Here is a 26,312-nt window from a genome sequence, read left to right as displayed (position 1 = left end):
ACTATTTCCTTATTTTATCTTCATTCTGTTTTACAAAAGCATCCCAACCTGTATAACTTTTATCACCAATCACTTTCCCCGAATTAAAAAAATGGCAAACAGCTGCTGCCAATCCATCTGTTGAATCCAGATTTTTTGGTAATTCTTTCATTCCTAATAATTGCTGCAACATTTTGGCTACTTGTTCCTTACTGGCATTTCCGTTACCGGTAATTGCCATTTTTATTTTTTTGGGCTCGTATTCGGTGATGGGAATGTCTCTGGAAAGTCCTGCTGCCATTGCCACACCTTGTGCTCGTCCTAACTTTAGCATCGATTGTACATTCTTTCCGAAAAAAGGAGCTTCAATCGCAATTTCATCGGGATGATGGGTTTCTATTAACTCGATGGTGCGTTCAAAAATGATTTTCAGTTTCTGGTAATGATTGTCGTATTTGGATAATTGCAATTCGTTGAGCTGCAAAAATTGCATTTTTTTATTGACAATTTTTATCAGTCCAAAACCCATAATCGTGGTTCCGGGGTCTATTCCTAATATGATGCGTTCTTTTGTCAAGGCTTATTTTTAAAAGACAGTAACTGTCTAGATTTTTAATTTATTTTTTAGAATTGCTTCTCATCTCTTCCAGCATTGCAATTATCTTGTCTAACTTTTCTGTTTCAATTTTATCCAGTTTAATTGCAAGAGCTTCAATTTCCAGCTTTGCATCTATATTGGTCTGATAATCGGATTGTGCCTGAATCCTATCTCTTTCACTTTGCCTGTTTTGGGACATCATAATAATAGGCGCTGCGTAAGCGGCTTGTGTCGAAAAAACAAGATTAAGTAATATGAAAGGATACGCATCCCAATGATAGGCATAACCAATAAGATTTAATCCCATCCAGACGATTACAAAAAAAGTCTGAATAATAATGAACCGCCAAGATCCCATCCCTTTGGCTACTGCATCTGCCAAACGGCTGCCAAAACCTAATGCTTCAATATGTTTTTCGTGCCAAGTTTTATTATTGCTCATTTCTTTATAGAATTAGTTTGTTTAAATCATTTCAAGCCATTACGCAAAGATACTCGAAGTTGACGCTGCCATTCACGAAGTTTAATTTCTCTGACAAAATGAAAAATCTTTGAATCCATTAAGGATTTCTTTGTGAATCTTTGCGAAATAGCATTTTCACGGCAATTTTACTTTACTTTGCGGTATGAATTCAATACCACACAAAACTAAGCAATTCCTCGTACTTCTAGTCAAACTTTTGATTGTGGGCGGGGCGTTTTATTTTATTTACAATCAACTGGCTAACAACGACAAACTCAATTGGCAAAAATTCTTGGTGCTGTTTCATAAAAATCAGTCGGCTGCAGGAATTAGTTTTATCCTTCTTTTAAGTGTCCTGAACCGCTTGTTTGAAATCCTGAAGTGGAAGTATTTAGTTTCCTATCTTCATCCTATTTCATTGGGAGAAGCGACAAAACAGGTTTTGGCTTCGCTAACGGCTGGACTGTTTACGCCAAACGGAGTGGGAGAATATGCCGGAAAAGCATTATACTTCAATAAAAAACAAACCAAAAAAGTAGTATTTTTAAACCTGATCTGTAATGGAATCCAAATGGTACTGACAGTGATCTTCGGAATTTTTGGCTTGTTGTATTTTAATGCACAGTACAATGTTATTACTGCCAAAACAGTTACCGTACTATTCGGAATTTGTTTTTTGATTTTTGGAGTTTTATTTTTTTCGAAAAAAGTAAACATCAAAGGCTATTCAATAGAAAAACTGATTCATAAAATTAACGAAATCCCAAAATCGATTCATAAAAAAAATACGTTTTTGGCTATTTTGCGGTATTTGGTTTTCTCGCATCAATATTATTTTTTGTTTCTGGCTTTTGATGTCGATTTACCGTATCTTATTTTAATCTCGGCTATTTCGAGTGTTTATTTTCTAGCTTCTTCTTTGCCAACTTTTCAGTTTTTGGATTTTGCCGTCAAAGGAAGCGTCGCAGTGTATTTCTTCGGAATATTAGGTGTTAATGAATGGGTGGTCGTTTTTGTCACTACGTTAATGTGGTTCCTGAATGTAGTTTTACCTGTGTTTATTGGAAGTTATTATGTGTTGAATTTCAAACCCAAAATGGCATTATGATTTTGTTTTTATTAGGCATCGTAATCGTTTATGTGCTTATCATAAGCTGGCTTATTTATGGTTTTACCAAAATAAATCGTTTTGAATTCATTGGCTTACCGCCAAAAACCAGTTTTAGTATTATTGTTCCTTTTCGGAATGAAGCCGAAAATTTACCGTTTTTATTGGAAAGTTTTTCAAAGTTAAATTACCCGACGGATTTGTTTAAAGTGATTTTGGTTGATGATGCTTCAGATTTAAGATTTAAAATTAACGATTTAAGATTTAAGATTTTGTTGATCGATAACATCCGGCATTCAAATTCTCCTAAGAAAGATGCCATTGCAACGGCGATGGAAATCGTAAAAACCGATTGGGTCATCACCACCGACGCCGATTGTGTGGTTCACAAAAATTGGTTGTTGGCTTTGGACAATTTCATTCAGCTACATCATGTTTCGATGGTTGCAGGAGCTGTTACTTACGATTGCGATAATTCCTTTTTGCATCATTTTCAACAATTGGATTTGACCAGTTTACAGGGAGCAACCATTGGCAGTTTTGGAATCAAAAAGGGATTTATGTGTAATGGTGCTAATTTTGCCTACACCAAATCATTTTTTCAAGAACTAAAAGGTTTTGAAGGCAACTCAGCAATTGCCAGTGGCGATGATGTTTTTCTGTTGCAAAAAGCGTTGTCCCAATTCCCGGAAAAAGTAGCGTATTTAAAATCAAAGAATACTATTGTAACCACAAAACCAGCCGATGATTGGAAATCGCTGTTTTACCAGCGCGTGCGCTGGGCTTCCAAAACTACTTCCTATCAAAGCCTTTTCGGGAAAAGGTTGGGACTGCTTGTTTTTATGGTAAATTTTGGATTGGTTTATTGTTTTGTGCTAACTCTTTTGGGTATGCTTCCCTATTTTTTTATTGGCTTTTATTTCCTAATCAAATTTGGAATTGATACTGTTTTAATACAGCAAACAAACAAATTCTTAACCAAACATAAAATCCGCTATTTGCTTTTAAGCAGTTTATGGTATCCGTTTTTCAGCACTGCTGTGGCTTTCTATTGCTTGTTTGGAAAATACGAATGGAAAGGGAGGAGGTTTTAGATTGCAGATTTAAGATTGCAGAATTTAAATTTTAGATTTCCTTAAAGATTCAATAATAAACGTCATCTCAAATTATGAAATCTTGTTATGAAAACAAATGTCCTAGCCCAGATAGTAGTGGAAATCCTTTATGTTTTTTCTTTAAAAACATAAAGATTGCAACGAATAGCTGGAAAAGGCTCCTTAAAAAACTACTCCACTTTTAGAATAACTGGAAGTATAAACTGGGTTTTTACAGGTAATCCCCTCTTGATTGCTGGATGGATTTTAGGAAAGTCCACCAAACGGACTTTCAGAATACTATCGATTTTTACTTTATCATACATAACCGAATCTTTCGGGAACTGCGGTTCGAATTTCATAGTTGCATTAGGAAAAATAGTCACTTTCACTTCGATGGTATCCAGTTCCGGATACAGCATCGCCAGCGTATCATTACACAATTTCTCTTGTATTAACTGGGTTAACATCTCAAAAAAACATTGCTGGCGTTGTTTTTTGTCTTCGATTTTATCGCAATCCACCATCGATGGATACTCGTCGACTTCTTTCCAATTGATAGCCTTTAATTCCTTTTGCAATAATTCCTTTTCGGAAGGAATCTGCTTGTCAAAATATTGACAGGAATTAAAAAGAATAAAGACTAAAAAAAAGGAATACTGCTTCAATGTTTGTTATTTGAATGGAACTAAATATGTTATAAAAATACAATTATTTTTCCCATATTCGTGTACGAAATGAGTTTGCGTTTTCGGCATCAAAATTACTAAAAATATTTTTATGGATATCCTGCTTTTTATTTTGGGTTTTGTTTGTGTTGTTGCAGGTGTTTTTGGAAGTTTCCTGCCTGTTTTACCAGGATCAAGCATCAGTTGGATTGGAATCGTATTGTTATATTTTACCAAAGCTGTTCCTGCCAATTATTGGGTTCTGGGTATTTCCTTATTGATTACTGTTATGCTAACCGTATTAGATTATGTGATACCCGCAAAAGGAACCAAAAAATTTGGCGGGAGTAAATATGGTATTTGGGGAACCAATATTGGTTTGATTGTTGGAATTTTTGCCCCAATTCCGTTGGGTTTTATTATAGGGCCGTTTGTTGGGGCTTTAGTTGGTGAACTAATTTATGATAAGCAAGACCATAAGCGCGCTTTGAAAGCGGCGACCGGTTCTTTACTGGGTCTTCTTGCTTCTTCTTTTATGAAGTTTGTAGTGTGTATGATGTATTTGGGATTGTTTATTTGGATTGTATGGCAGAATAGTACCGCTTTGTTTTAAATCGTGAATTTTATCCCTAAAAAAAGCCTTTCCGTTAAGAAAGGCTTTAAACAATATTTGCGGTCTGGACGGGACTCGAACCCGCGACCCCATGCGTGACAGGCATGTATTCTAACCAACTGAACTACCAAACCCTGTTTTATTGCGGTGGCAAAGATACAATAGATTTCCGTTTACGCAACTATTTTATAACACAAGAATTAAAAAAATCCTAACTCTTTTAAAATCAAAAAAGCCTGAACGGGACTCGATTCCGTCTCGTCCCAAAAGACGAGATACCAGGCATGTATTCTAACCAACTGAACAACCAAACCCTGTTTTATTGTGAGTGCAAAAGATACAACAGATTTTCGTTTTCGCAACTATTTTATAACACAAGAATCAAAAAAATGTAACTCCCTTAAAATCAAAAAAGCTATCCACAAAGTGGAAAGCTTTTCATTGGTCTAACTACAAACCAGTCTCGTCATGGACGAGAAACAACACAACTAGCTTTAGATACCGTATTTGGGCAAAAAAGCCTTTCTGTTACGAAAGGCTTTTCCCAATATTGCGGTCTGGACGGGACTCGAACCCGCGACCCCATGCGTGACAGGCATGTATTCTAACCAACTGAACTACCAAACCTCTGCTTTATTGCGGTGGCAAAGATACAATAGATTTCCGTTTACACAAGTCTTTTATTAGAGAATTTTAAAAAAAAATTCTGTTCATCTATCCAAAGTTTTGTTTCTCAACCAAGTATGCCATCAAAATTTTCTCAAAACTTTCGCCAACCCCCACAGGAATGTACTTTATTTTGTTTTGAGCGCAGGTTAAAGCCAACTTTTTGAAGTAATCACCCACCTGTTTTTCGTATGCTGACTTCACATTATCCGCAAAAATCACTACCTCTTCTCCTGTCTCAACATCAATAAACTTCCTCGGAGCATTGTCAAAATCAAATTTCCGCTCCGTTTCATTGTCTATAACATGAAACAAAACCACTTTATGCTTGTCGTGTTTCAAATGCTGCAATGCATTAAAAAGTGCTTCCTCGTTTTCTGACTGAAACATATCCGTAAACAAAATAATCATCGAACGACGATGGATTTTCTCAGCTATCTGATGCAGATAAGTAATAGTGTCGGTCTGTTTTTTCTCTTTGGTGACTTCCAAAAGCCCCTCAAGGGTATTCAATATCATTCTGTGATGACGGTCGCTCCCCTTTTCTGGCGCATAATATTCGTAACTATCCGAAAACACACTCAAACCTACCGCATCACGCTGTTTCTTCAGTAGATTCATTAATACAGCCGAAGCCAATACCGAAAAACCTATTTTGCTTTCATAAAACTGCTGATTATCTTTCAATTTAGGATAATGCATCGATGAGGAATTGTCAATGATAATATGACATCTCAAATTGGTTTCCTCCTCAAAACACTTGGTGTACAGTCTATCCGTTTTTGCAAACAGTTTCCAATCAATGTGTTTGGTGCTTTCTCCTACATTGTACACTTTATGCTCGGCAAATTCTGCCGAAAATCCATGAAACGGACTTTTGTGCATTCCAGAAATAAAGCCTTCCACAACTTGATTGGCCAACAGTTCCAAGTGCTGAAAACTGGATATTTTTTCTATCTGTGATTCGATCTTCATATTCCAAATGTATAAAAAAGTTTGAACACACTACATCGTGCTACTGACAATTTAAAAGTAAACCATTAAAAGGTTTTTCTTTTTTAACCATTAAGATATTAAGAATCATTAAGCTTAACTGATTTAATCTCTTAATGGTGAATTAACTTAGTCCAACAAAATATTTAAAACAAAAAAGGCCTGACTTTCGCCAGACCTTTTTAACTTATTTCAATTTAGATTACAATAAAGCATCTAAACTATCAGCATACGTTTGTTTTGGCGCTACTCCAACTTGTTTCCCAACTACCTCTCCGTTATGAAAAACTAATACAGTAGGAATATTTCTAACACCGTATTTTGCAGCAAATTCTTGGTTTGCATCTACATCAACTTTCCCCACAACAACTTTCCCTTCGTACTCGCTGCTTAGCTCGTCAATGATTGGTCCAACCATTCTACAAGGTCCGCACCATGCTGCCCAAAAATCTACCATTACCGGTTTATCTGATTTCAAAACTACTTCATCAAAAGTAGCATCTGTTATTGCTAATGCCATACTATTTTTATTTAATGTTTAAATGCTTATTCTTAAAACTTGAGTACAAATTTAGAAATTAAAAACCAACCAAACGCCATTCCTAAATTAGTTTTCATTATAAATGTATTGCTAATTGCTATTTCCAAAATGATTAGTAGCTATTTCCAGCTGTACACTATATCTGTTGTCCCGAACCCCGGGACAACAGGATGCCGTTTCCATCTGGGCTAGGGCATTTGGGATTTCAAAATATTTAATCAAAAAAAAAGACCCTCTTTTCAGAAGGTCTTCATTCAATTTCAACCGTATTTGATTACAGGCTGTATTTCAATCCAAAAGTCAAACCTAATCCAGAAATTCCAACATAAGAGCTGATGTCGTTCATTGCATCATTTGGCCTAGTTGTATCTTTTTCTATATATGGCGTTGCTGTATTAGGATTAAATAAATAATGATTTGAATCAGTAGTCAATTCATCAACATATTTAACATGGCTTGCCGAGTAAGAAGCATCTGCTCTAAAAGTAGTTGGCGTATATAGTTTGTCAACTCCATTTTCTGTATACTCCTTTGTTTCTTTAGTATCGCCATGAACAGTAAAGTTACGGTATTCTAGTTCGGCAAATATGGAAATATTTTTTGCTACTTTATATGAAGTCCCGATAGCCGCCATAAAACCTACAGTTGGTTTCGGTTTCACAACATCTTTAGTATAAGTATTAGTAACTCCGGCAGGTGTTGTAAATTCTCTATTGCTTTCAATTTCTAATGTCCCATGAACAGGAACAATAACTCCTACTTTAGTATATGGCTCGAAACCATGAGTTTCTCCTAAAAACATTACAAGCGCAGGTGCAATATCAAACGCTTCAATTTTTCCTTCTGCACTACCATTTACAAAAATTGGAACATTATTAGGATTAGGCACATATTTATGAGTTGCTTGCGCCATTGTCTTACTATTCCCATTGAAATAATTAAATCCTACTTCTACACCAAAACGTGTAGAAAAACGGTATCCAGTAGTCAATCCGGTACGGAATCCTTCTCCAAATGAGCCATGATTGGTCTCTCTTGAAATCAAAGTAATACCATCTGCAGCAAATACATCATTATTAGGCAATGTTCCAGAAATAATTGGAAAATCAGTTGCGGCCGTTTGAATAAAATAAGAACCTCCTAATTTAAAATACCAAGTTTCTTTTTTACTATCTGTAGTGTTAGTTGTTTGCCCTGCCACAGTCATAGCAGAAGCCAATAATCCTAATAAAAATAATTTTGTCTTCATTTTTTAAATTTAATTTTGGACAAAATTATATCTATTTTCCTGATCTTTAGACAAAACTATATGAAATAATCAAAAACAAGACTTTGTTATTAATTTTAATAAACAATAACTAAATAAACTATTAAAAAAATATAAAAAATATAAATATTTTACAAAAATAAGAAATTAAACTCTATTAAAAAACACAGAATAGTATTATAATTCAATACAAAAAAGGTTATTCAGCACCTTTTTTTACCAATTTTTAACAACCATTGCGCTTTTTAACACCCCTTTAAAAAAATAACCTCTCTATTTAATTCAGTTTAAAATTAATCTGCATTTTTTCCAATTCAAACAGCAGTTCATTAGAAATTTGAATTTTCAGCTTTCGGCTTGGCATGGCGAGTTTGGTGACTACCTTTATTTCTTCGACTTCAGTAACCTGCTTTGCTTCGCTTACCTCAACAGTTTCTTCATCACTATCTGTAAATGCTTCTTCTTCGTTTTCTGCAAAATCGGGAACTGTTTCGACAATCCGTTTTATTTTTTCCAATTCCATGATTTCAAAAGAAACAGTATTATCTCCTTTATATTCTTGAAAAAGACGGTTCAGTTTATGAATAAATTCGGTCTCAATATCATTAATATTCAAAAGCAGAATTAGCTTTTTGGCAAAAGTACTCAACACATCCTGCAAATATTGCACTAAAACAAATTGCATTCTAGGGTCAGTCTTTTTGCCGGTTTCCTGATTTACCCAGCCTTCCTTAATAAGCACTTTCATGAAGGTGAAATTATTTTGGATAAAGAAATGTCTAAACTTTAAATACTCTTCTCCAAAAATTTTAAATTCATAACTCTCATCATAACCTTCTAACATAAAAGTCCCCCAGCCTTTTCCATTTTTAGCCACACGGTGCTGTACATTGGTAATAATCCCACCAAAAGTAAGATTCTTGCCTACATACTGTTCCATGTTTTTCAAAGCTTCGAGCCTTGCGTTACAAAAATATTTCATCTCGAATTTGTAATCATCCAAAGGATGTCCCGAAATATAAATTCCGACAACCTCTTTCTCTTTGGCGAGTTTTTCCATAGTACTCCAATCTTCACAGGGAGGCACCACTGGTTCAGCAATTTGTACATCACTGCTTTCGCCAAACAAACTCACCTGAGAGGAGTTTTCGTTTTCCTGATACTTCGAACCATAGCGGATTGCTTTCTCATAAAAGGTAATTCCGTCGCCGTCATCGTGAAAATATTGCGCTCTTGTTGTTCCTTCAAAAGAATCAAAACCTCCTGCCAACGCTAAGTTTTCAATCGCTTTTTTATTGGCGGCACGCAAATCGATACGTTTCGCCAAATCAAAAATTGACTTATATTTCCCATCTTTTCTGCTTTCGACAATTGTGGCAACCGCCCCAGAACCCACTCCTTTTATAGCTCCCATCCCGAAACGAACCGCATAATCATCATTTACAGTAAATTTATAAAACGACTCGTTCACGCAAGGACCTAAAACCTGCAGTCCCATACGCTTACATTCTTCCATAAAAAACGAAACCTGCTTGATATCATTCATGTTATTAGAAAGTACCGCTGCCATATATTCGGCAGGATAATGCGCTTTTAGATAAGCCGTTTGATACGCAATCCAAGCATAACAAGTAGAGTGCGATTTATTAAAAGCATAACTCGCAAAAGCTTCCCAGTCTTTCCAGATTTTCTCTAAAACTTTGGCATCATGGCCTTTTAAAGCCGCTTGCTCAACAAATTTAGGCTTCATTTTATCCAGAACGTCCTTCTGTTTTTTACCCATGGCTTTACGCAAAACGTCGGCCTCACCTTTAGTAAATCCAGCCAGCGACTGCGACAAAAGCATTACCTGCTCCTGATACACGGTAATTCCATAAGTTTCTCCTAAATATTCTTCGCAGGCATCAAGATCGTATTTGATTTCTTCCTCTCCGTTTTTTCTTCGAACAAAAGACGGAATATATTCCAAAGGTCCAGGACGATACAAGGCATTCATCGCAATCAAATCTCCAAAAACGGTGGGTTTCAATTCCTTCATGTATTTCTGCATTCCAGCTGACTCGTATTGGAAAATTCCGATGGTTTCTCCACGTTGGAACAGCTCATACGTTTTTATGTCATCAATCGGAAAAGTATCGGGGTCAAGCTGAGTTCCTGTACGGTATTTTACCAATTTAACCGTATCTTTTATCAGTGTCAGGGTCTTCAGACCCAAGAAGTCCATTTTCAGCAGTCCTGCACTTTCGGCAACCGAGTTATCAAATTGCGTCACATATAAATCAGAATCTTTGGCGGTAGTAACAGGCACATAATTCGTGATATCAGATGGCGTGATAATCACCCCGCAGGCATGAATACCTGTATTCCGCATGGAACCTTCCAGAATTTTTGCCTGCTGAATAGTTTCTCCTGCCAAATCATCTTCATTGGCAATGGCGATTAATTCTTTTACAAGTTCAAATTCATCAGCACCTTTTAATGCTTTTTTAACCTCATCTTCTGTTTCAGAAAGGAAACGCGCCAAATTCCATTTACCCGGCATCATTGCGGGAATCAACTTGGCTATTCTATCAGCTTCAAACAACGGTAAATCCAATACACGCGCCGTATCACGAATCGCCGATTTGGTTGCCATTTTACCATAAGTGATAATTTGAGCCACCTGATTCTTTCCGTATTTATTGATTACGTAATCCATAACACGGCCACGGCCTTCATCATCAAAATCGATATCAATATCGGGCATAGACACACGATCCGGATTTAGGAAACGCTCAAAAAGCAAATCGTACTTAATCGGGTCAATATTCGTAATTCCCAAGCAATACGCAACTGCAGAACCCGCTGCAGATCCACGCCCTGGCCCTACCGAAACGTCCATATTGCGGGCTTCGGCGATGAAATCCTGTACGATCAAAAAGTACCCCGGATATCCGGAATTTGAAATCGTTAACAGTTCAAAATCGAGACGTTCCTGAATAGATTCTGTAATTTCACCATATCTTTTTTTGGCACCAATCATCGTCAAATCCCTCAAATAAGCATTTTCTCCACGAACGCCATTGTCTTTTTCATCTTCCAGATCAACAAATTCTTGAGGAATATCAAACTTTGGAAGCAACACATCACGGTAAAGCGAGTAGCCTTCAACCTTATCAACGATTTCCTGAATATTAATAATCGCTTCCGGCAAATCAGAAAAGAGTTTTTTCATCTCTTCTTCCGATTTATAATAGTACTCCTGATTAGGTAATCCGTAACGATAACCACGACCACGACCAATTGGCGTTGCCTGCTTTTCACCGTCTTTTACACACAGTAAAATATCGTGCGCATTAGCATCTTCTTTATTTAAATAATAAGTATTGTTGGTCGCAATTAGTTTTACATCGTGTTTTTTCGAAAATTCAATCAGGGTTTTATTCACACGGTTTTCATCTTCTTGATTGTGGCGCATCACTTCCAAATAAAAATCATCGCCAAATTGTTCTTTCCACCAAATCAAAGCTTCTTCGGCTTGGTTTTCTCCAATGTTTAGAATTTTACTCGGAATCTCTCCATATAAATTCCCGGACAAAACCATGATGTCTTCCTTATATTTTTCGATAATATTTCGGTCAATTCTCGGAACATAATAAAATCCGTCTGTAAAGGCAATCGACGACATTTTTGCCAGATTGTGATAGCCTTTTTTATTTTTAGCCAATAAGACAACTTGATTTCCATTGTCTTTTTTGCTTTTATCCAAATGGTTTTCGCAAATATTAAATTCGCACCCAACAATTGGTTTCATTTCTGTTTCCGTAGGCTCTTCTCCCGCTTCAACCAAAGCTTTGTTCTTTCCAGACGCAGCTTTGTTATGATTCATGACGGCGCTCACAAAGTGAAAAGCACCCATCATGTTTCCGGTATCAGTCATAGCAACGGCAGGCATTTTATTTTTGGCTGTAGCCGAAACAATATTTCCAATTCCAATAGTTGACTGCAATACCGAAAATTGCGTATGATTATGCAAATGCGCAAACTTAGCCTCTTTTAAACCTTGTTTGTCCGAATCTGAAACAACCGTTTGGACATCATCAGAGACCAATGCTTTCAGTTGCTCTCTAATAGCATCCGAAGCCTTTTTTAGGTTAATGTGTTTTAACCCGATTAACGGAATTTCCTTAGGATTTTTATTTTGAAAGGTGTCGAAATAACCCTTTGGAACATCCAGTTCTTCTTTGGTAAAAACTTCACGGCGAATTAATTCTAAAAAACAGCGTGTAGTTGCCTCAACGTCGGCGGTGGCGTTGTGCGCTTCCGCAAAAGGAACGTTGAATAAATAACTGTGCAACTCGGTCAAAGTAGGCAATTTGAATTTTCCTCCACGGCCTCCAGGCAACTTCAATAACGAAGCAGTTACTTCGGTACAGGTATCCAAAACAGGCATCGAACTCATTGGAGAATCGACTCCCATTCGGTGCAATTCGGCGCCCATAATATTAACGTCGAAACCTAAATTCTGACCTACGATAAATTTGGCTTTGCTTAATGCAATATTGAATTTCTCCAAAACTTCGGTCAAAGAAATTCCTTCGGCTTCTGCCAATTCGGTTGAAATTCCGTGAATACGTTCTGCATCGTACGGAATATTGAATCCTTCGGGCTTTACCAAATAATCCTGATGCTCAATAAGTGTTCCCATCTCATCATGTAGCTGCCAAGCGATTTGTATACAGCGAGGCCAGTTATCAGAATCGGTGATGGGCGCATCCCAACGCTTAGGTAATCCAGTAGTTTCGGTATCGAATATTAAGTACATAATTGCAAATGAAGTGATTGTGATTTTGTAAAATCACAAAAAGTGAATTTCAAAATTAGGAATTTTTTTGGGGTATTCCAGCTTAATTTATCAACAGAAAAATTTATAAAATACGATAACTTACAACTGGAAAATTAATAGATAATAAATACTCGAAAAATCAGTAATCTTTTATCCTAGATTCAATTTTAATTTATCTGAAAAGAATACCTATATCTCTTTCAAAAGCAATAAAACTTCTTTTTGTTTTTCTGAAAAAACGAAATATCTATTTTTTGGATGTCGTAGTATTTTTTCAAAAAAAATTGCTTTTCATGAACATTATTTTCATTAAAAAAGACAAAATTACATCTCAAAAACAAAGCGAAATTCTAAATCTAAATCTGCCTTTTTGTTACTATTTTATTTTAAAATGTTATATATTTTAAATCAAAAAGCGCTATTTTATAACACAATAGCGATAAATTTGCCAATTATTAAAAACAACAGCAAACCCAATGTTAGTTGTTCCATTTAAAAAAAAGTATTGCCTTTTGTAAATAGTGCTCTTTCTAAAATAAAGCGGCAACAGTTTGCTATCCAAAAAACACAAATGTTTGGGTATCGTATAAAACGAAATATCGCAATTGACGACAATATAACTTTTTTTTACTTTTGAACTTCTATTATAATTACACCAAGTTTCTGTGGTTATACCAATTACAATTAAAAAAAAAGAAAATGAGTAAGACATTATTTGACAAAGTATGGGATTCACATGTAGTGCGTAAAATTGAAGATGGACCAGATGTGTTTTTTATTGACCGCCATTTCATTCACGAAGTTACGAGTCCTGTTGCTTTTTTAGGATTAAAAGCTAGAAACGTAAAGGTTTTATACCCAGAGCGTACTTTTGCCACTGCCGATCACAATACACCAACTATAAACCAACATTTACCTGTTGCTGATCCACTTTCTGCTAATCAATTACAAGCATTAGAAGATAACTCGGCAGAATACGGAATTTCTCACTGGGGATTAGGTCATATTAAAAACGGAATCGTACACGTAGTAGGTCCTGAAAACGGAATTACTTTGCCAGGTGCAACTATTGTTTGCGGGGATTCACATACTTCTACGCACGGTGCTTTTGGAGCGATTGCTTTTGGCATCGGAACTTCTGAAGTGGAAATGGTTATGGCTACACAATGTATCATGCAGCCAAAGCCAAAGAAAATGCGTATCAACGTAAATGGTAAATTAAGCAAAGGTGTGGGGCCAAAAGACGTTGCTCTTTATATTATTGCTCAATTGACTACTTCGGGAGGTACAGGATATTTTGCTGAATATGCAGGTAATGTATTCGAAGAAATGACTATGGAAGGCCGTATGACTGTTTGTAACCTAAGTATCGAAATGGGTGCTCGCGGTGGTATGATTGCTCCCGATCAAACTACTTTTGATTTCCTTGAAGGAAGATTGTATGCTCCTAAAGGTGAAGCTTGGACTAAAGCAGTTGAATACTGGAAAACTTTAAAAACTGATGCTGATGCAATTTTTGATACTGAATTAAATATCAAAGCAGAAGATATCGAACCAATGATTACTTATGGTACAAATCCTGGAATGGGAATTGGCATCACTAAACATATCCCGAACGCTAATCAAGTTGAAGGCGGTGCGGAAACGTATAAAAAATCGTTAGCTTATATGGGCTTCCAAGAAGATGATGTAATGATTGGAAAAACAATCGATTATGTTTTCTTGGGAAGCTGTACAAACGGACGTATTGAAGATTTTAGAGCTTTCGCAGAAATTGTAAAAGGCCGTAAAAAAGCGGACAACGTTACAGCTTGGCTAGTTCCAGGTTCTCACGTTGTAGAAGCTCAGATTAAGGAAGAAGGTATTTTGGATATTTTGACTGAAGCAGGATTTGTATTGCGCCAGCCGGGTTGTTCTGCTTGTTTGGCAATGAACGATGATAAAGTTCCTGCTGGAAAATATGCAGTGAGTACTTCAAACAGAAACTTTGAAGGTCGTCAAGGTCCTGGTTCAAGAACTTTGTTGGCTAGTCCAATTATGGCTGCTGCTGCTGCAGTTACTGGAAAATTAACAGACCCAAGAGAGCTTTTTTAATTTCTCACCGCAAGGGCGCTAAGACGCAAAGAAAATATGTATATAGATAAATATGAAGAATTAGCCAAACAAATATTTTTAGCTAGTCTTGAGGTTCATAAAATTATGGGACCTGGTTTATTAGAATCTGTATATGAGATGTGTCTTTTGAGAGAATTGCAGTTGAGAAATGTTTCAGCAGAAAGTCAAGTTGGTATTCCTTTGCAATTTAAAGGTTTTGATTTATCAAAAGAGTACAAGATTGATATTTTAGTTGAAAAAGAAATAATAATAGAATTAAAATCTGTAGATACAATATTACCAGTACATCAAGCACAAATAATATCATATCTTAAATTAGCAGATAAAAGAATGGGATTTCTAATTAATTTTAACGTCCCAATCATAAAAAATGGTTTCAAAAGATTCGTAAATAATTACTAATCATTTAGATTATATCAAGAAAAGGCATTGCGCTTTTTTCAGTTAAATAATAATTAATATAGCATTGCGCCTTTGCGTCTTTGCGGTTAAATAAAATCAAATGGCATACGATAAATTTAATATCCTTACCAGTAGTGCAGTGCCACTACCGATAGAAAACGTAGATACAGATCAAATCATCCCTGCTCGTTTCTTGAAAGCTACAAAACGTGAAGGTTTTGGAGACAATCTTTTTAGAGACTGGAGATATAATGGAGATGATACTCCAAAAGCTGATTTCGTTTTAAACGATTCTACTTACTCTGGAAAAATCCTTGTAGGAGGAAAAAACTTTGGTTCAGGTTCTTCTCGTGAGCACGCTGCTTGGGCAGTTTATGATTACGGATTCCGTGCGGTAGTTTCTTCTTTCTTTGCAGATATCTTCAAAGGAAACTGTTTGAATATTGGTGTTTTGCCAGTGCAAGTTAGCCCAGAATTTGCTGAAACTATTTTCAAAGCAATCGAAGCTGATCCAAATACACAATTAGAAATCAATTTGCCAGCACAGACTATTACTTTATTGGCTACTGGTCAAAAAGAATCTTTTGATATCAACGGATACAAAAAGAACAACATGATCAATGGTTTTGATGACATTGATTATTTGCAAAACATTAAAGAAGATATTGTCGCTTTTGCTGACAAACTTCCTTACTAAAAGTAATCAGTTCTTAATTTTTTAGTTTTCAGTAATTCTGTTTATCAGTTTTCTATTATTTAAAATACAGATCAATTTCAATAACACCCGACACATTTTTTTAAATCTGTCGGGTTTATAAATAAAAATACATATGGTCTTAGAAATGGCTAATCTGCAGGTAATAAAAGGAGAAGAACAAAATTTTGAAAGAGATTTTGCCATTGCCAGCCAGTTTATACAGTCCATTTCAGGTTATGTAAGCCATAGTTTGAGAAAGTGTTTAGAAGAAGAAAATAAATATCTGTTATTGGTTGATTGGGAAAAATTAGAAGATCACACCGTTGGATTTAGAGAATCTGAGGCGTATCTAGAATGGAAAAAATTACTACATCATTATTATAATTCGTTTCCAGTTGTGGAGCATTATGAAATGGTTTTGGAAAATAAAAAATGATTTTAAAATAGAAAATGAAAGTAAACAAACACATTCAAAGAGACAATCAAGAAGCCAATAAAGCATATAATGACAGAAGCTTGGCAAATGATTACAGACATTTGGCTTCTATTTTAAAACCTGGCATGAAAGTTCTGGACATTGGGTGTGCTACTGGTTTCATTTCGAAAGATATTGCTGCTATAGTTGGCGAAAAAGGAAAAGTTACTGCAATTGACAATACCGAAAGTTTAATTTTAAGTGGAATTGAATCACATCAAGACATCACGAATTTAGAATTAATTCATGTCGATTTGTTTGATTTCAATCCTGAAGAAAAATTTGATTTAATCGTTTCGGCTAGAACATTGCAATGGTTAAGCGATCCAAAAGAGGCTTTAATAAAAATGAAATCTCTTTTGAAACCAAACGGTCAAATTTCTATTTTGGACTATGACCACACGAATTTAAATTGGAATCCGTCACCTCCAGAAAGCATGCAGGAGTTTTACACTACGTTCTTAAAATGGAGACACGATGCCGGAATGAATAATAGAATTGCAGAAGATTTGCCAGCTTTATTAGAGGAAGTCGGTTTTCATTCTGTTGAAAAAATAAATTCGGATGAGTTTTATAATAAAGAAAGGGCAGATTATAAATCGAAAATAGGCATTTGGTCCAAAGTCGCTGGTTCGCTTCAAATGGTGGAAGAAGGCTATTTAGAAAATGATTTGCGATTGAAAGCAATTGAAGAATACAACCATTGGATAGAAACTGATGCAATTTCTATGACAATGAAATTAAATGAAGTACGAGGAAGAATATAAAATTATCACGATTAATATAAAAAATATTGACAATATAGATTTCATAGGATGAGTGAGAATTTGATAATTTCTGAAGAAACAATCACGGATAAAATTTACATTATTCGGAACCAAAAAGTAATGCTAGATAAAGATTTGGCAACACTTTATGGGGTAGAAACAAGGGTCTTGAATCAAGCTGTTAAACGAAATATTGCACGATTTCCTGATGACTTTATGTTTGAGATTTCAAAAGTTGAGTTTGATAACTTGATATCACAAATTGTGACATCAAGTTGGGGTGGAACCAGAAAACTCCCTTTCGCTTTCACTGAACATGGTGTGATGATGCTTTCTAGTGTTCTTAAAAGCGACAGAGCTATTCAAACTAACATCCAAATTATGCGCACTTTCACAAAAGTTAAGCAAATGCTTTTGGACACTAGTGAAATTAAGATAGACATAGTGCAAATACAAAAGAAACTCGAGAATCACGATAAGAATATCGAACTTGTATTTTCCTATTTAGAGGAGCTAAACGAGAAAAAAGAGAACGAAAAACCAAGGGTAAAAATTGGCTACAAAAAATAAACGCATAAATAGTTCAGTCAAAGGCTAACAGCAATATCAAAATGGAAAAAAGAAAAATTGAAATAATGGATACTACGCTTCGAGATGGTGAACAAACCTCGGGAGTATCCTTTTCGGCAGCAGAAAAATTAACCATTGCGCAATTATTGCTTGAAGAATTACATATTGACCGTATTGAAATTGCATCGGCACGTGTAAGTGAAGGAGAATTTCAAGGCGTAAGCGGCATTATGTCCTGGGCTAAAGAAAAAGGATATACTGACAGAATAGAAGTATTGGCTTTTGTTGACGGCGGTATTTCTATCGAATGGATGAAAAAAGCAGGTGCCAAAGTTCAAAATTTATTGACCAAAGGCTCTTTGAATCATTTGACTCATCAGTTAAAAAAAACACCTGAACAGCATTTTTCTGAAATCGCACAATCTATTGCTTTGGCAAATGAAAACGGAATTGCTACGAATATTTACTTAGAAGATTGGAGTAATGGTATGCGCAATTCGCCTGAATATGTTTTTCAATATTTGGATTTTTTGGTAACACAGCCTGTTAAAAGAATATTGCTGCCCGATACTTTGGGGGTTCTTATCCCATCAGACACTTTTAAATTTATATCTAAAATAACTGCAAAATACCCAAACATACATTTCGATTTTCACGCACACAACGATTACGATTTGAGTGTTGCCAATGTGATGGAAGCAGTAAAAGCAGGCATAAATGGATTGCATGTTACTGTAAACGGAATGGGAGAACGTGCTGGAAATGCTCCTCTTGAAAGTACTGTTGCGGTGATTAATGATTTTATGCCAGAGGTAAAAATCAACATCAAAGAATCGTCTTTATACTCGGTAAGCAAACTCGTTGAGACTTTTACCGGTTATAGAATTCCTGCCAATAAACCTATCGTGGGCGATAATGTTTTTACGCAGACTGCCGGAATTCATGCCGATGGCGACAACAAAAACAATTTGTATTTTAATGATTTGCTTCCAGAGCGTTTTGGAAGAAAACGAAAATATGCTTTAGGAAAAACTTCAGGCAAAGCCAATATCGAAAAAAATCTTCAAGAGTTAGGATTAAAACTAAATCCCGAAGATTTAAAATTGGTTACCCAAAGAATTATTGAGTTGGGTGATAAAAAGAAACGGTTACCAAAGAAGATTTACCATATATTATTTCGGATGTTTTGAACAGTCATTCTTATGAAGAAAAAATTACGGTGGAATCATATTTATTATCTCATGCAAAAGGATTACGCCCTTCGACAACTCTTTGCTTAAAAATTGACGGCGAAATTTTTGAAGAAAGCGCACAAGGCGACGGCCAATTTGATGCTTTTATGAATGCTCTTTCTAAGATTTATAAAACTAAAAAAATGACATTGCCAAAATTGATTGATTATGCAGTCCGCATACCTCCTGGCAGTAGCTCAGATGCTTTATGCGAGACCATTATCACCTGGACAAATAACGGAAAAGAATTTAAAACAAGAGGATTAGATTCCGATCAGACAGTAGCCGCAATTATAGCGACACAAAAAATGCTTAATGTAGTGTCTCTTTAAAAAATAAATTTCAATTAAAAATATAATTAAAAATAAAAAACAATGAAATTCAATATTGCCCTTTTAGCCGGAGACGGAATCGGACCAGAAGTAGTTAACGAAGCAGTAAAAGTTTCGGATGCCATTGCTAAAAAATTTAACCATGAAATCACTTGGACACCAGCGCTTACAGGAGCTTGTGCGATTGATGCTGTTGGAGTGCCTTACCCAGATGAAACTCATGAAATTTGTATGGCTGCTGATGCTGTTCTTTTTGGAGCTATCGGACACCCAAAATATGATAATGATCCAAGTGCTCCGGTTAGACCTGAGCAAGGTTTATTGTTGATGCGCAAAAAATTAGGCTTGTTTGCAAATGTACGTCCAACTTTTACTTTTCCTTCTTTAATTGACAATTCTCCATTGAAAAGAGAAAGAATAGAAGGAACTGATTTAGTTTTTCTAAGAGAATTAACTGGAGGAATCTATTTTGGTGAAAAAGGAAGAAGAGATGGCGGAGAAACTGCTTTTGACAATTGCGTTTACACTAGAGCTGAAGTACAGCGTTTGGCGAAAAAAGGATTTGAATTAGCAATGACACGTTCAAAAAAATTGTGTTGTGTGGACAAAGCAAACGTTTTAGAAACTTCCCGTTTATGGAGAGAAACTGTACAAGCTATGGAAAAAGAATATCCGGAGGTTACCGTTTCTTATGAATTTGTTGATGCTGTTGCCATGCGTTTAGTTCAGTGGCCAAACTCTTATGATGTATTGATTACAGAAAATTTATTTGGTGATATTTTAACAGATGAAGCTTCTGTAATTTCAGGATCTATGGGATTAATGCCGTCAGCATCTGTTGGAGAACACACTTCTCTTTATGAGCCAATTCACGGATCTTATCCTCAAGCTACTGGATTGAATATTGCTAATCCATTGGCGACTGTTTTATCTGCAGCAATGATGTTTGAAGATGCTTTTGGATTGAAAGACGAAGCAGAAGCGATCAGAGCTGTTGTAAACAAATCATTGGAGCAGGGAATTGTTACTGAAGATTTAGCTTCAAAAGGAGCAAAAGCTTACTCAACTAGCGAAGTTGGCGACTGGCTGGTTGCTAATTTGTAGAAATTAAAATCAATATATGGTATGGTAGAGATGCACTGCAGTACATTTCTCTATCATACCATATATTCCTATAACAATAAAAAAAGGCATTTTCTTAAATTAGAAAATGCCTTTTTTTATTGTTATTATCATTATTGCTGTAGAGATTACAGCAATACATCTCTACAGCAATAGACAATCATGAAGAATTTTGAAAAAAAATTTTTAATTTACAAACTGAGTAGATAACTGTATTGTAAAATCAAAATCATCAAGGGTATTAAAAGAACCAGATTCTGAATATATATAAGGATCTAATGGGTAACCATATGTATAAAAATAGTCATTATATGAAGCAAGCCAATCATCTACCAAATCTGTTTCAGTTGTAACGCAAAGCATCGGTACTAAATTATCTGTAGAAGCAGCTTCATATTCAACAAATGCAAAATCAGGTATCGGTATAACACCACTTTGCTGAGCAGCATAACGAGCTTGTTCTACATTAACCTCAACGACTCCGTTTACTTTGATTTTTAAAGTAGCTCCGCCAGCTTGTGTAGTCACAGACCAACGTAAATAAGATGTAGCAGACATCGTATTAAACAAGCCACACAATAATAACGTTAACAAAACAGTTGTTTTTTTCATAATAAATTAATTTTTAAATAGTTAAATAAAATTTACATTTATTAAATATAAGAATTAATTTTCAATTAATATAATTTTAATACTTTTTAAACCACAAAAAAACCTTGGTTCGATATTAAATCGCACCTAAGGTTTTTTTTCAGTAATGTTTAAATATGAAGTTTAGGTCATGGGTTATTTCCAAGTAAAAGGCAAGTACCAATTATTAACATTCATTAATTTTGCACGTACTTCTGCCGCATGAGTATTTCCTTCTTTATTCAATTTATCATACACTTTATCAGCTAAAAAGGCTGGATTATTTCTACGTAAAGAAATACGGACTAAATCTTCCCAACGGTTACCTTCATAAGCAAGTGACAGTCCTGCTTCATCAATGATATTATCTTCAATAGACGTCAGACTATCTCCAACTACAACTGCAGCTGGTTGTAGATTTGCACGGCCTCTAACACCTCCGCCACGATACCAATTGCCTCTATAGTAAGGATGTTCTCCTTGACGAGCATCAAAATCATAAGGGAAAGGCCTCTGATTTTTACCTATCACCGTATTCATAGCATTAGTAACATCATCTGTACTAACACTAAGATTTCCACGATTAAACGATTTTAATATCCCAACATTTAAAATTGCATCAGCAATTCTATGTTGATTATCTCTATTAGCAGCTTCTGCGTATCGCAAATTCAGTTTTTCTGCACGGTATAAAAACCAATCTCCGTCCGTTTTAAACACATCGGCAGCAGCTTCATACTTGTAAAGGTATTTCATAATAACAGGATCATTACCTACCATTCTATAAGTAAATTTCTTCCCGCGTGCATCATAAGGAATACCATTTTTTTGGTAATTACTAGTACTCTCCCAAAGACTGATTGCTCTCTGAGATGGTTTTGCTAAGTATTGGCCTCCAGTTTTAGAAAAAATAGCTATAAATGGATTTTTCGGAGCAAATTTACTATCAAAAGGCAATGACCAAATCCATTCTGTATTCCATACAGCATCTCTTGTCCTAGCAAACATTGACCTCCAGCCCTGAGTATCTGTATTATACACTGCTGATGCATCATAATATTGGCCGCTTGGATATGCAACAAGAAAATCATTATTACCGCTACCCCCAAAAATACTCATACGATATGTTTCATAAAGTGCAGTGCTGCTTGGTAGATCTGAAGAGGTTTCTAATACGTTTTTGTAATGCATGGCAGCCTGTTGATAGTTACCTCTCCAAAGCTGTAAATCTCCTAATAAACATTCTTTATTGATAAAAAACTTTGGTGTGTAATAACCATCCACTGTTACTACTAAGCTGCTGGTAGCGTCGTATTGTTTTTTATAGGTCAATCCTTCTGTAAACTTAACAAGTTCATCAAGAAGCTGATTAAAAGAAAGTCTAGGATATTTACTGACATTCTTAACATCTTCTAAGGATGTTATAGGATCTGTAATATATGGTACTGTACCATATTGAATCCCAAGCTGTAAATAAATCCAAGAACGAATACAGGCAATATCTGCATAACGCTGTTCATATTGTGACTGCGTAAATTTCTTTTCGGCAACCATAATATTAAAATTTTTAAGGGCATCGTTACAGTTTTGAATAACTTCGTAGAAATCTTTTGGATTTACATAAGGATTCTCTGCTGAAATATTTTGCTCTGAAAGTTCTTTTAAATAGGGATCAGAATTATAAGTTGTGGTCATCAGGTCGGCACGCATTTCATTAAGAATAACGTATTTACTGGCAAGTCCCATAAATTTCCCATATATACCTATAACTACAGCATCAGCATCGTATACATTGCGGTACAGTTGCTCGCCGGCAAGTTTATCTTGTGGCTCTACATCTAGATATTCCTCGCAAGAGCTTAGGCTAAGCAATAACACCGCTACCCATAATAAGGGCTTAGTGATTTTTTTTGTTTTTGTTCTTATTGTTGTCATCATCAGTCTGTTCTCTATATTGTAAAAATAATTTTAAAGTCCTAAACGTAATCCAAGTTGGTAACTTGTAAATTGAGGAGCTAAACCTATATCTGCCCCTTGACCAAAAATGGATGAAGTAGCACTAAATTCAGGATCAAACCCAAGATATTTAGTAAAAGTCAACAAGTTGTTTGCAGTAGCATACAATTGAATATACTTAATATGTTTACTATCATTCACTGGCACATCATAACCTATCACTAAGTTTTTTAACCTTAAGTAAGAACCGTCTTCAATCCATCTGTCTGAAAATGCAGCATTACCCATTGGATCTCCCCAAACAGCTTTTGGAATATCTGTTTGCTGCCCTTCAGCTCTCCAGCGGTTTGCAACAGCAGCACTTTGATTTTCATAACCTCCCATTTTTTCAAGATTGTAACGCATTCCGTTATAAAGATCATTACCTGCTGAAAAATTAAACAACGCTTTTAGACTAAATCTTTTATATGTAAAATCAGTACTAAAACTTCCTGTTACCGTTGCATTCGGATTACCAATAACCATACGATCCTTGTCATCAATAACTTTGTCTCCATTGACATCAGTAAAACGCATATCGCCTCCGCTAAAAGGCACTAAGTTGCCATTCGTCAAACGCTTTGACAATCCATCGGCTATAGCTTCTGCAGTAGTACTATAAACGCCATTACTGTTTAATCCATAAAATAAGTTCGCATCTTTACCAACCGATGTTAAGTAAGTAGCACCGCCAAATTCTGTTAGAATATCGCCGCTTGGTAAATTTTGCACTCTATTATTATAGTGACTTACTTTATATCCAAAGTCAAAAGTGAAATCTGGAGTATTAATAATTCGAGCATTCATACCTAATTCGGCTCCATATGTACGCATTGCACCGCTATTAGACTCTACAGAATCGAATCCGTTTTCAGCAGCAGTTTTTTCATAAACAATCATATTAGATGTTTTGTTTGAAAACACATCGAAAGTACCATTAATACGTTCTTTAAACAATCCGAAATCTACTCCTAAATTCGTTTTTGTAACTGTCTCCCATTGTAAATTAGTATTTCCAATATTACCGCGAACTAAACCTTGCATTCCTAATAAATTTTGAGAAACATAATAAGTTTGAGCCGAATAATTACCTATATCATCATTTCCGCTTGTTCCGAAGCCGACTCTTAATTTAAGATAATCTACATCATTTATACCTTTCATGAAATCTTCTGAAGAAATTAACCAAGCTCCAGAAATAGAAGTCATCAAAGCATATTTACTAGCTCCAGTTGATGCATCATCTCCAAAACGGCTTGAACCATCTACAGCATAATTTGCTGTTAGAAAGTATTTATTACGGAAATTATAGTTTCCACTCGCATACATATTTAACCAATGCCATTCTCCTAATGCTCCTCCTACTTGGCGCAGCAAACTGGAACCCGCTGTTACACTAGTAAAATCATCAGTAGAGGAATTGTAGCCTAAACCTAAATCAGTTTCAGTTTTATTACTTTGTGCTCTAAATCCAAAACGGACATCTAAATTATGATCATTATAAAAGGTTTTCATGTAACTGGCAAAAGTATCTGTATAAAGTCCATTATAACTTTGCACTTCACTTCCTGAACGATTTTTCCCAATAGCTGTAGGCAGCATAAAATCAGTAACACCTTTATCTGGAATAAAGAATGTCTCTCTCTCTTTATTGAAACTCAAACCAGCAATTGAACTAACATTCCAAGCTTTGCTTATTGCATAGTTAAATTTTAAATTACCAAAAAAACGATAGTTATTATTAGTAGCCATTCCATTGTCTAAAATAGCGTTGGGGTTACTTACATTAAAATAATCCACATCTTCCCAATTAGGGGAAACTTCACCTGCATCATTAACAATTCTATTTGTTAAAAAAGGAGCTTTGGTTAATGATAAATATTGTGGACTAGTGGTATATGCAAAACCTTGATTCCACTGATTTTGCTGATTATTAATAAACGAAAGATTAGCATCTACACTCAATTTCTCTGTTAATCGCAAAGCAGCGTTTAAACGGACACTATAGCGTTTTGAGTCAGTGCCCACGACAATTCCTTTACTATCAAGGTAACCTACAGATAAGCCAAACTTTGCAATATCATCACCTCCGCGAACTTTAAGGAAGTAATTTTGATTGATACTTGATTTAAAAACCTGATTCTGCCAATTGGTTTGATTATGATATTTATAGTATCCTGCAGAACCAACATTATCATTCATATACGGTAAGCTGGCAATTTGCTGCTGCGATAAACCACGTGTAGCTTCTAACTGAGAAAGGTGTGTACGGTAGCCATCAGCATCTAACAATGGCATTTCATCTGGAGTTTGATTAACTCCTCCGTACATCGTGAAATCAATTTTAGTAGATAACTCGGTAGCTCGAGTCGTTGTAATATTTATTACTCCATTGGCGCCTTTGGTTCCATATAATGAAGTACCATCTTTCATAATGGTTATATCTTCAATATCTTTAACATCAATATTCGTTAAAGGGGAAGAATCGTTATTTGATATGATTCCAGATCCATAATCCTCATCATCATAAATCATTCCATCTACAACAATTAAGGGTCTATTGCTTCCATATAACGAATTAAAACCTCTCAAAGCCAAATAACTGCCTGCATTAGGAGCACCTGAATTTTTAATACTTGTTAACCCTGTTGTTCTGCTCTGAAGAAATCCAGCTGCGGATTCTGTTACCGGAGTTGACCATTGTTCTTTCTTAAAGTCAATCACGCTTGTTGCATTGGTATTATTATACTGCATAATATCACCAGATGGTAAAGTTGCCTTTTGATAAGCAGGAGAATAATAGACTTCACTTAATAGTATGTTCAAACCTGATTTTCTGTTTTTAACAGGGTAAACCTTGGTTTGAAAATCCTGCCCACTAATAGTAAGCAGAGCCTGTAAATTTGGAACTTGAATTTCAAAACTACCATCATTATTAGAAATGGCTGCTGAAAATCCTTCAACAGCAATATTGATCCCCGATAAAGCGGTATTGGTTTTTGCACTTTTAACAACACCTTGTACTAAAATTCCCTGTACTTTTTTCTGAGGAACTATTGCAGTTGAATCCTTAGCAGTCTGCGCATATAATTGCGCTTCAAGACCACCAGCAAAAAATATGCTTACAAGGCAAGTTAGTTTTATAATTTTTAGCATAACT

At 35.5% G+C, this 26,312-nt stretch carries 20 protein-coding genes, 2 tRNA genes and 1 pseudogene; 11 read left to right on the top strand and 12 right to left on the bottom strand.

The annotated features are described in order from the left end of the window. Position 1: 1 nt before the first annotated feature. Together ruvC and CLU83_RS18495 are read right to left on the bottom strand one after the other, a co-directional pair. Complete coding sequence (ruvC, locus tag CLU83_RS18500) at positions 2–556, bottom strand: crossover junction endodeoxyribonuclease RuvC (protein ID WP_100432979.1); 555 nt, start codon at positions 554–556, stop codon at positions 2–4. A 40-nt stretch (positions 557–596) separates the two neighbouring features. Continuing rightward, positions 597–1,019, bottom strand: a complete 423-nt coding sequence (locus CLU83_RS18495; RefSeq protein WP_100432978.1) for a DUF1003 domain-containing protein — start codon at positions 1,017–1,019, stop codon at positions 597–599. Between the two features lie 184 nt (positions 1,020–1,203). Between CLU83_RS18495 and CLU83_RS18490 the strand changes: the two genes are divergently transcribed. Together CLU83_RS18490 and CLU83_RS18485 are read left to right on the top strand one after the other, a co-directional pair. Further along, on the top strand, positions 1,204–2,148 hold the full coding sequence (locus CLU83_RS18490; protein WP_100432977.1) for a lysylphosphatidylglycerol synthase domain-containing protein: 945 nt from the start codon (positions 1,204–1,206) through the stop codon (positions 2,146–2,148). Continuing rightward, a complete protein-coding gene (locus CLU83_RS18485; RefSeq protein ID WP_100432976.1) occupies positions 2,145–3,242 on the top strand; it encodes a glycosyltransferase in 1,098 nt (365 codons plus the stop codon). The genes CLU83_RS18490 and CLU83_RS18485 overlap by 4 nt, the downstream gene beginning before the upstream one ends. Positions 3,243–3,433: 191 nt before the next feature. Here CLU83_RS18485 and CLU83_RS18480 read toward each other — a convergent pair whose 3' ends face one another. Next, a complete protein-coding gene (locus CLU83_RS18480; RefSeq protein ID WP_100432975.1) occupies positions 3,434–3,910 on the bottom strand; it encodes a hypothetical protein in 477 nt (158 codons plus the stop codon). 112 nt (positions 3,911–4,022) lie between these two features. Here CLU83_RS18480 and CLU83_RS18475 point away from each other — a divergent pair, with 112 nt between their 5' ends. Next, positions 4,023–4,523 carry a DUF456 domain-containing protein gene (locus CLU83_RS18475; RefSeq protein ID WP_100432974.1) on the top strand — a complete coding sequence of 167 codons (501 nt, stop codon included), beginning with the start codon at positions 4,023–4,025 and terminating at the stop codon, positions 4,521–4,523. Positions 4,524–4,583: 60 nt separating this feature from the next. Here CLU83_RS18475 and CLU83_RS18470 read toward each other — a convergent pair. The 6 genes from CLU83_RS18470 to dnaE all read right to left on the bottom strand — a co-directional run bounded on the left by CLU83_RS18470 (position 4,584) and on the right by dnaE (position 12,794). Next, a tRNA-Asp gene (locus CLU83_RS18470) sits at positions 4,584–4,657 on the bottom strand. A 419-nt stretch (positions 4,658–5,076) separates the two neighbouring features. Next, positions 5,077–5,150, bottom strand: a tRNA-Asp gene (locus tag CLU83_RS18465). An 87-nt stretch (positions 5,151–5,237) separates the two neighbouring features. Further along, a complete protein-coding gene (locus CLU83_RS18460; RefSeq protein WP_100432973.1) occupies positions 5,238–6,164 on the bottom strand; it encodes a DUF58 domain-containing protein in 927 nt (308 codons plus the stop codon). Positions 6,165–6,384: 220 nt separating this feature from the next. Continuing rightward, a complete protein-coding gene (trxA, locus tag CLU83_RS18455) occupies positions 6,385–6,702 on the bottom strand; it encodes a thioredoxin (protein ID WP_007805142.1) in 318 nt (105 codons plus the stop codon). 295 nt (positions 6,703–6,997) lie between these two features. Beyond that, positions 6,998–7,972 (bottom strand): outer membrane beta-barrel protein, encoded by a 975-nt coding sequence (locus CLU83_RS18450; protein ID WP_100432972.1) that lies wholly within the window; start codon positions 7,970–7,972, stop codon positions 6,998–7,000. A gap of 295 nt (positions 7,973–8,267) precedes the next feature. Beyond that, complete coding sequence (gene dnaE, locus CLU83_RS18445) at positions 8,268–12,794, bottom strand: DNA polymerase III subunit alpha (RefSeq protein WP_100432971.1); 4,527 nt, start codon at positions 12,792–12,794, stop codon at positions 8,268–8,270. A 720-nt stretch (positions 12,795–13,514) separates the two neighbouring features. On the opposite strand from dnaE, the gene leuC reads away from it, so the two are divergent. From leuC to leuB, 8 genes and pseudogenes are all read left to right on the top strand, one after another. Beyond that, a complete protein-coding gene (gene leuC / locus CLU83_RS18440; RefSeq protein ID WP_100432970.1) occupies positions 13,515–14,909 on the top strand; it encodes a 3-isopropylmalate dehydratase large subunit in 1,395 nt (464 codons plus the stop codon). Positions 14,910–14,945: 36 nt separating this feature from the next. Continuing rightward, complete coding sequence (locus CLU83_RS18435; protein WP_100432969.1) at positions 14,946–15,332, top strand: GxxExxY protein; 387 nt, start codon at positions 14,946–14,948, stop codon at positions 15,330–15,332. 100 nt (positions 15,333–15,432) lie between these two features. Continuing rightward, positions 15,433–16,029 carry a 3-isopropylmalate dehydratase small subunit gene (leuD, locus tag CLU83_RS18430; protein ID WP_100432968.1) on the top strand — a complete coding sequence of 199 codons (597 nt, stop codon included), beginning with the start codon at positions 15,433–15,435 and terminating at the stop codon, positions 16,027–16,029. A gap of 133 nt (positions 16,030–16,162) precedes the next feature. Then, positions 16,163–16,465 (top strand): antibiotic biosynthesis monooxygenase, encoded by a 303-nt coding sequence (locus CLU83_RS18425; protein ID WP_100432967.1) that lies wholly within the window; start codon positions 16,163–16,165, stop codon positions 16,463–16,465. 14 nt (positions 16,466–16,479) lie between these two features. Further along, a complete protein-coding gene (locus tag CLU83_RS18420; protein ID WP_100432966.1) occupies positions 16,480–17,271 on the top strand; it encodes a methyltransferase domain-containing protein in 792 nt (263 codons plus the stop codon). A gap of 120 nt (positions 17,272–17,391) precedes the next feature. Beyond that, the gene (locus CLU83_RS18415; RefSeq protein WP_232727177.1) at positions 17,392–17,841 is read left to right on the top strand and encodes an ORF6N domain-containing protein; all 450 of its coding nucleotides are present in this window, start codon (positions 17,392–17,394) and stop codon (positions 17,839–17,841) included. A 41-nt stretch (positions 17,842–17,882) separates the two neighbouring features. Continuing rightward, positions 17,883–19,405: pseudogene (locus CLU83_RS18410) on the top strand (alpha-isopropylmalate synthase regulatory domain-containing protein). 42 nt (positions 19,406–19,447) lie between these two features. After that, complete coding sequence (gene leuB, locus CLU83_RS18405) at positions 19,448–20,509, top strand: 3-isopropylmalate dehydrogenase (protein WP_100432964.1); 1,062 nt, start codon at positions 19,448–19,450, stop codon at positions 20,507–20,509. A gap of 204 nt (positions 20,510–20,713) precedes the next feature. Here leuB and CLU83_RS18400 read toward each other — a convergent pair whose 3' ends face one another. From CLU83_RS18400 to CLU83_RS18390, 3 genes are all read right to left on the bottom strand, one after another. Further along, positions 20,714–21,139, bottom strand: a complete 426-nt coding sequence (locus tag CLU83_RS18400; RefSeq protein ID WP_157802143.1) for a hypothetical protein — start codon at positions 21,137–21,139, stop codon at positions 20,714–20,716. Between the two features lie 174 nt (positions 21,140–21,313). Further along, the gene (locus CLU83_RS18395; RefSeq protein ID WP_232727174.1) at positions 21,314–23,095 is read right to left on the bottom strand and encodes a RagB/SusD family nutrient uptake outer membrane protein; all 1,782 of its coding nucleotides are present in this window, start codon (positions 23,093–23,095) and stop codon (positions 21,314–21,316) included. A gap of 30 nt (positions 23,096–23,125) precedes the next feature. Continuing rightward, on the bottom strand, positions 23,126–26,308 hold the full coding sequence (locus tag CLU83_RS18390) for a SusC/RagA family TonB-linked outer membrane protein (RefSeq protein WP_100432961.1): 3,183 nt from the start codon (positions 26,306–26,308) through the stop codon (positions 23,126–23,128). Positions 26,309–26,312: the final 4 nt, after the last annotated feature.

The organism is Flavobacterium sp. 1, from assembly GCF_002797935.1.
Taxonomy (GTDB): domain Bacteria; phylum Bacteroidota; class Bacteroidia; order Flavobacteriales; family Flavobacteriaceae; genus Flavobacterium.
Note: the sequence above shows the minus strand (reverse complement) of the source record. Positions and strands in the feature narration are given on the sequence as shown.

What these genes read in the sequence shown, in the direction of transcription:
- CLU83_RS18495 (WP_100432978.1), bottom strand. Translation starts at nt 1,019, where the DNA reads ATGAGCAATAATAAAACTTGGCACGAAAAACATATTGAAGCATTAGGT.
- CLU83_RS18490 (WP_100432977.1), top strand. Translation starts at nt 1,204, where the DNA reads ATGAATTCAATACCACACAAAACTAAGCAATTCCTCGTACTTCTAGTC.
- CLU83_RS18485 (WP_100432976.1), top strand. Translation starts at nt 2,145, where the DNA reads ATGATTTTGTTTTTATTAGGCATCGTAATCGTTTATGTGCTTATCATA.
- CLU83_RS18475 (WP_100432974.1), top strand. Translation starts at nt 4,023, where the DNA reads ATGGATATCCTGCTTTTTATTTTGGGTTTTGTTTGTGTTGTTGCAGGT.
- CLU83_RS18460 (WP_100432973.1), bottom strand. Translation starts at nt 6,164, where the DNA reads ATGAAGATCGAATCACAGATAGAAAAAATATCCAGTTTTCAGCACTTG.
- trxA (WP_007805142.1), bottom strand. Translation starts at nt 6,702, where the DNA reads ATGGCATTAGCAATAACAGATGCTACTTTTGATGAAGTAGTTTTGAAA.
- CLU83_RS18450 (WP_100432972.1), bottom strand. Translation starts at nt 7,972, where the DNA reads ATGAAGACAAAATTATTTTTATTAGGATTATTGGCTTCTGCTATGACT.
- dnaE (WP_100432971.1), bottom strand. Translation starts at nt 12,794, where the DNA reads ATGTACTTAATATTCGATACCGAAACTACTGGATTACCTAAGCGTTGG.
- leuC (WP_100432970.1), top strand. Translation starts at nt 13,515, where the DNA reads ATGAGTAAGACATTATTTGACAAAGTATGGGATTCACATGTAGTGCGT.
- CLU83_RS18435 (WP_100432969.1), top strand. Translation starts at nt 14,946, where the DNA reads ATGTATATAGATAAATATGAAGAATTAGCCAAACAAATATTTTTAGCT.
- leuD (WP_100432968.1), top strand. Translation starts at nt 15,433, where the DNA reads ATGGCATACGATAAATTTAATATCCTTACCAGTAGTGCAGTGCCACTA.
- CLU83_RS18425 (WP_100432967.1), top strand. Translation starts at nt 16,163, where the DNA reads ATGGTCTTAGAAATGGCTAATCTGCAGGTAATAAAAGGAGAAGAACAA.
- CLU83_RS18420 (WP_100432966.1), top strand. Translation starts at nt 16,480, where the DNA reads ATGAAAGTAAACAAACACATTCAAAGAGACAATCAAGAAGCCAATAAA.
- CLU83_RS18415 (WP_232727177.1), top strand. Translation starts at nt 17,392, where the DNA reads ATGCTAGATAAAGATTTGGCAACACTTTATGGGGTAGAAACAAGGGTC.
- leuB (WP_100432964.1), top strand. Translation starts at nt 19,448, where the DNA reads ATGAAATTCAATATTGCCCTTTTAGCCGGAGACGGAATCGGACCAGAA.
- CLU83_RS18400 (WP_157802143.1), bottom strand. Translation starts at nt 21,139, where the DNA reads ATGAAAAAAACAACTGTTTTGTTAACGTTATTATTGTGTGGCTTGTTT.
- CLU83_RS18395 (WP_232727174.1), bottom strand. Translation starts at nt 23,095, where the DNA reads ATGATGACAACAATAAGAACAAAAACAAAAAAAATCACTAAGCCCTTA.
- CLU83_RS18390 (WP_100432961.1), bottom strand. Translation starts at nt 26,308, where the DNA reads ATGCTAAAAATTATAAAACTAACTTGCCTTGTAAGCATATTTTTTGCT.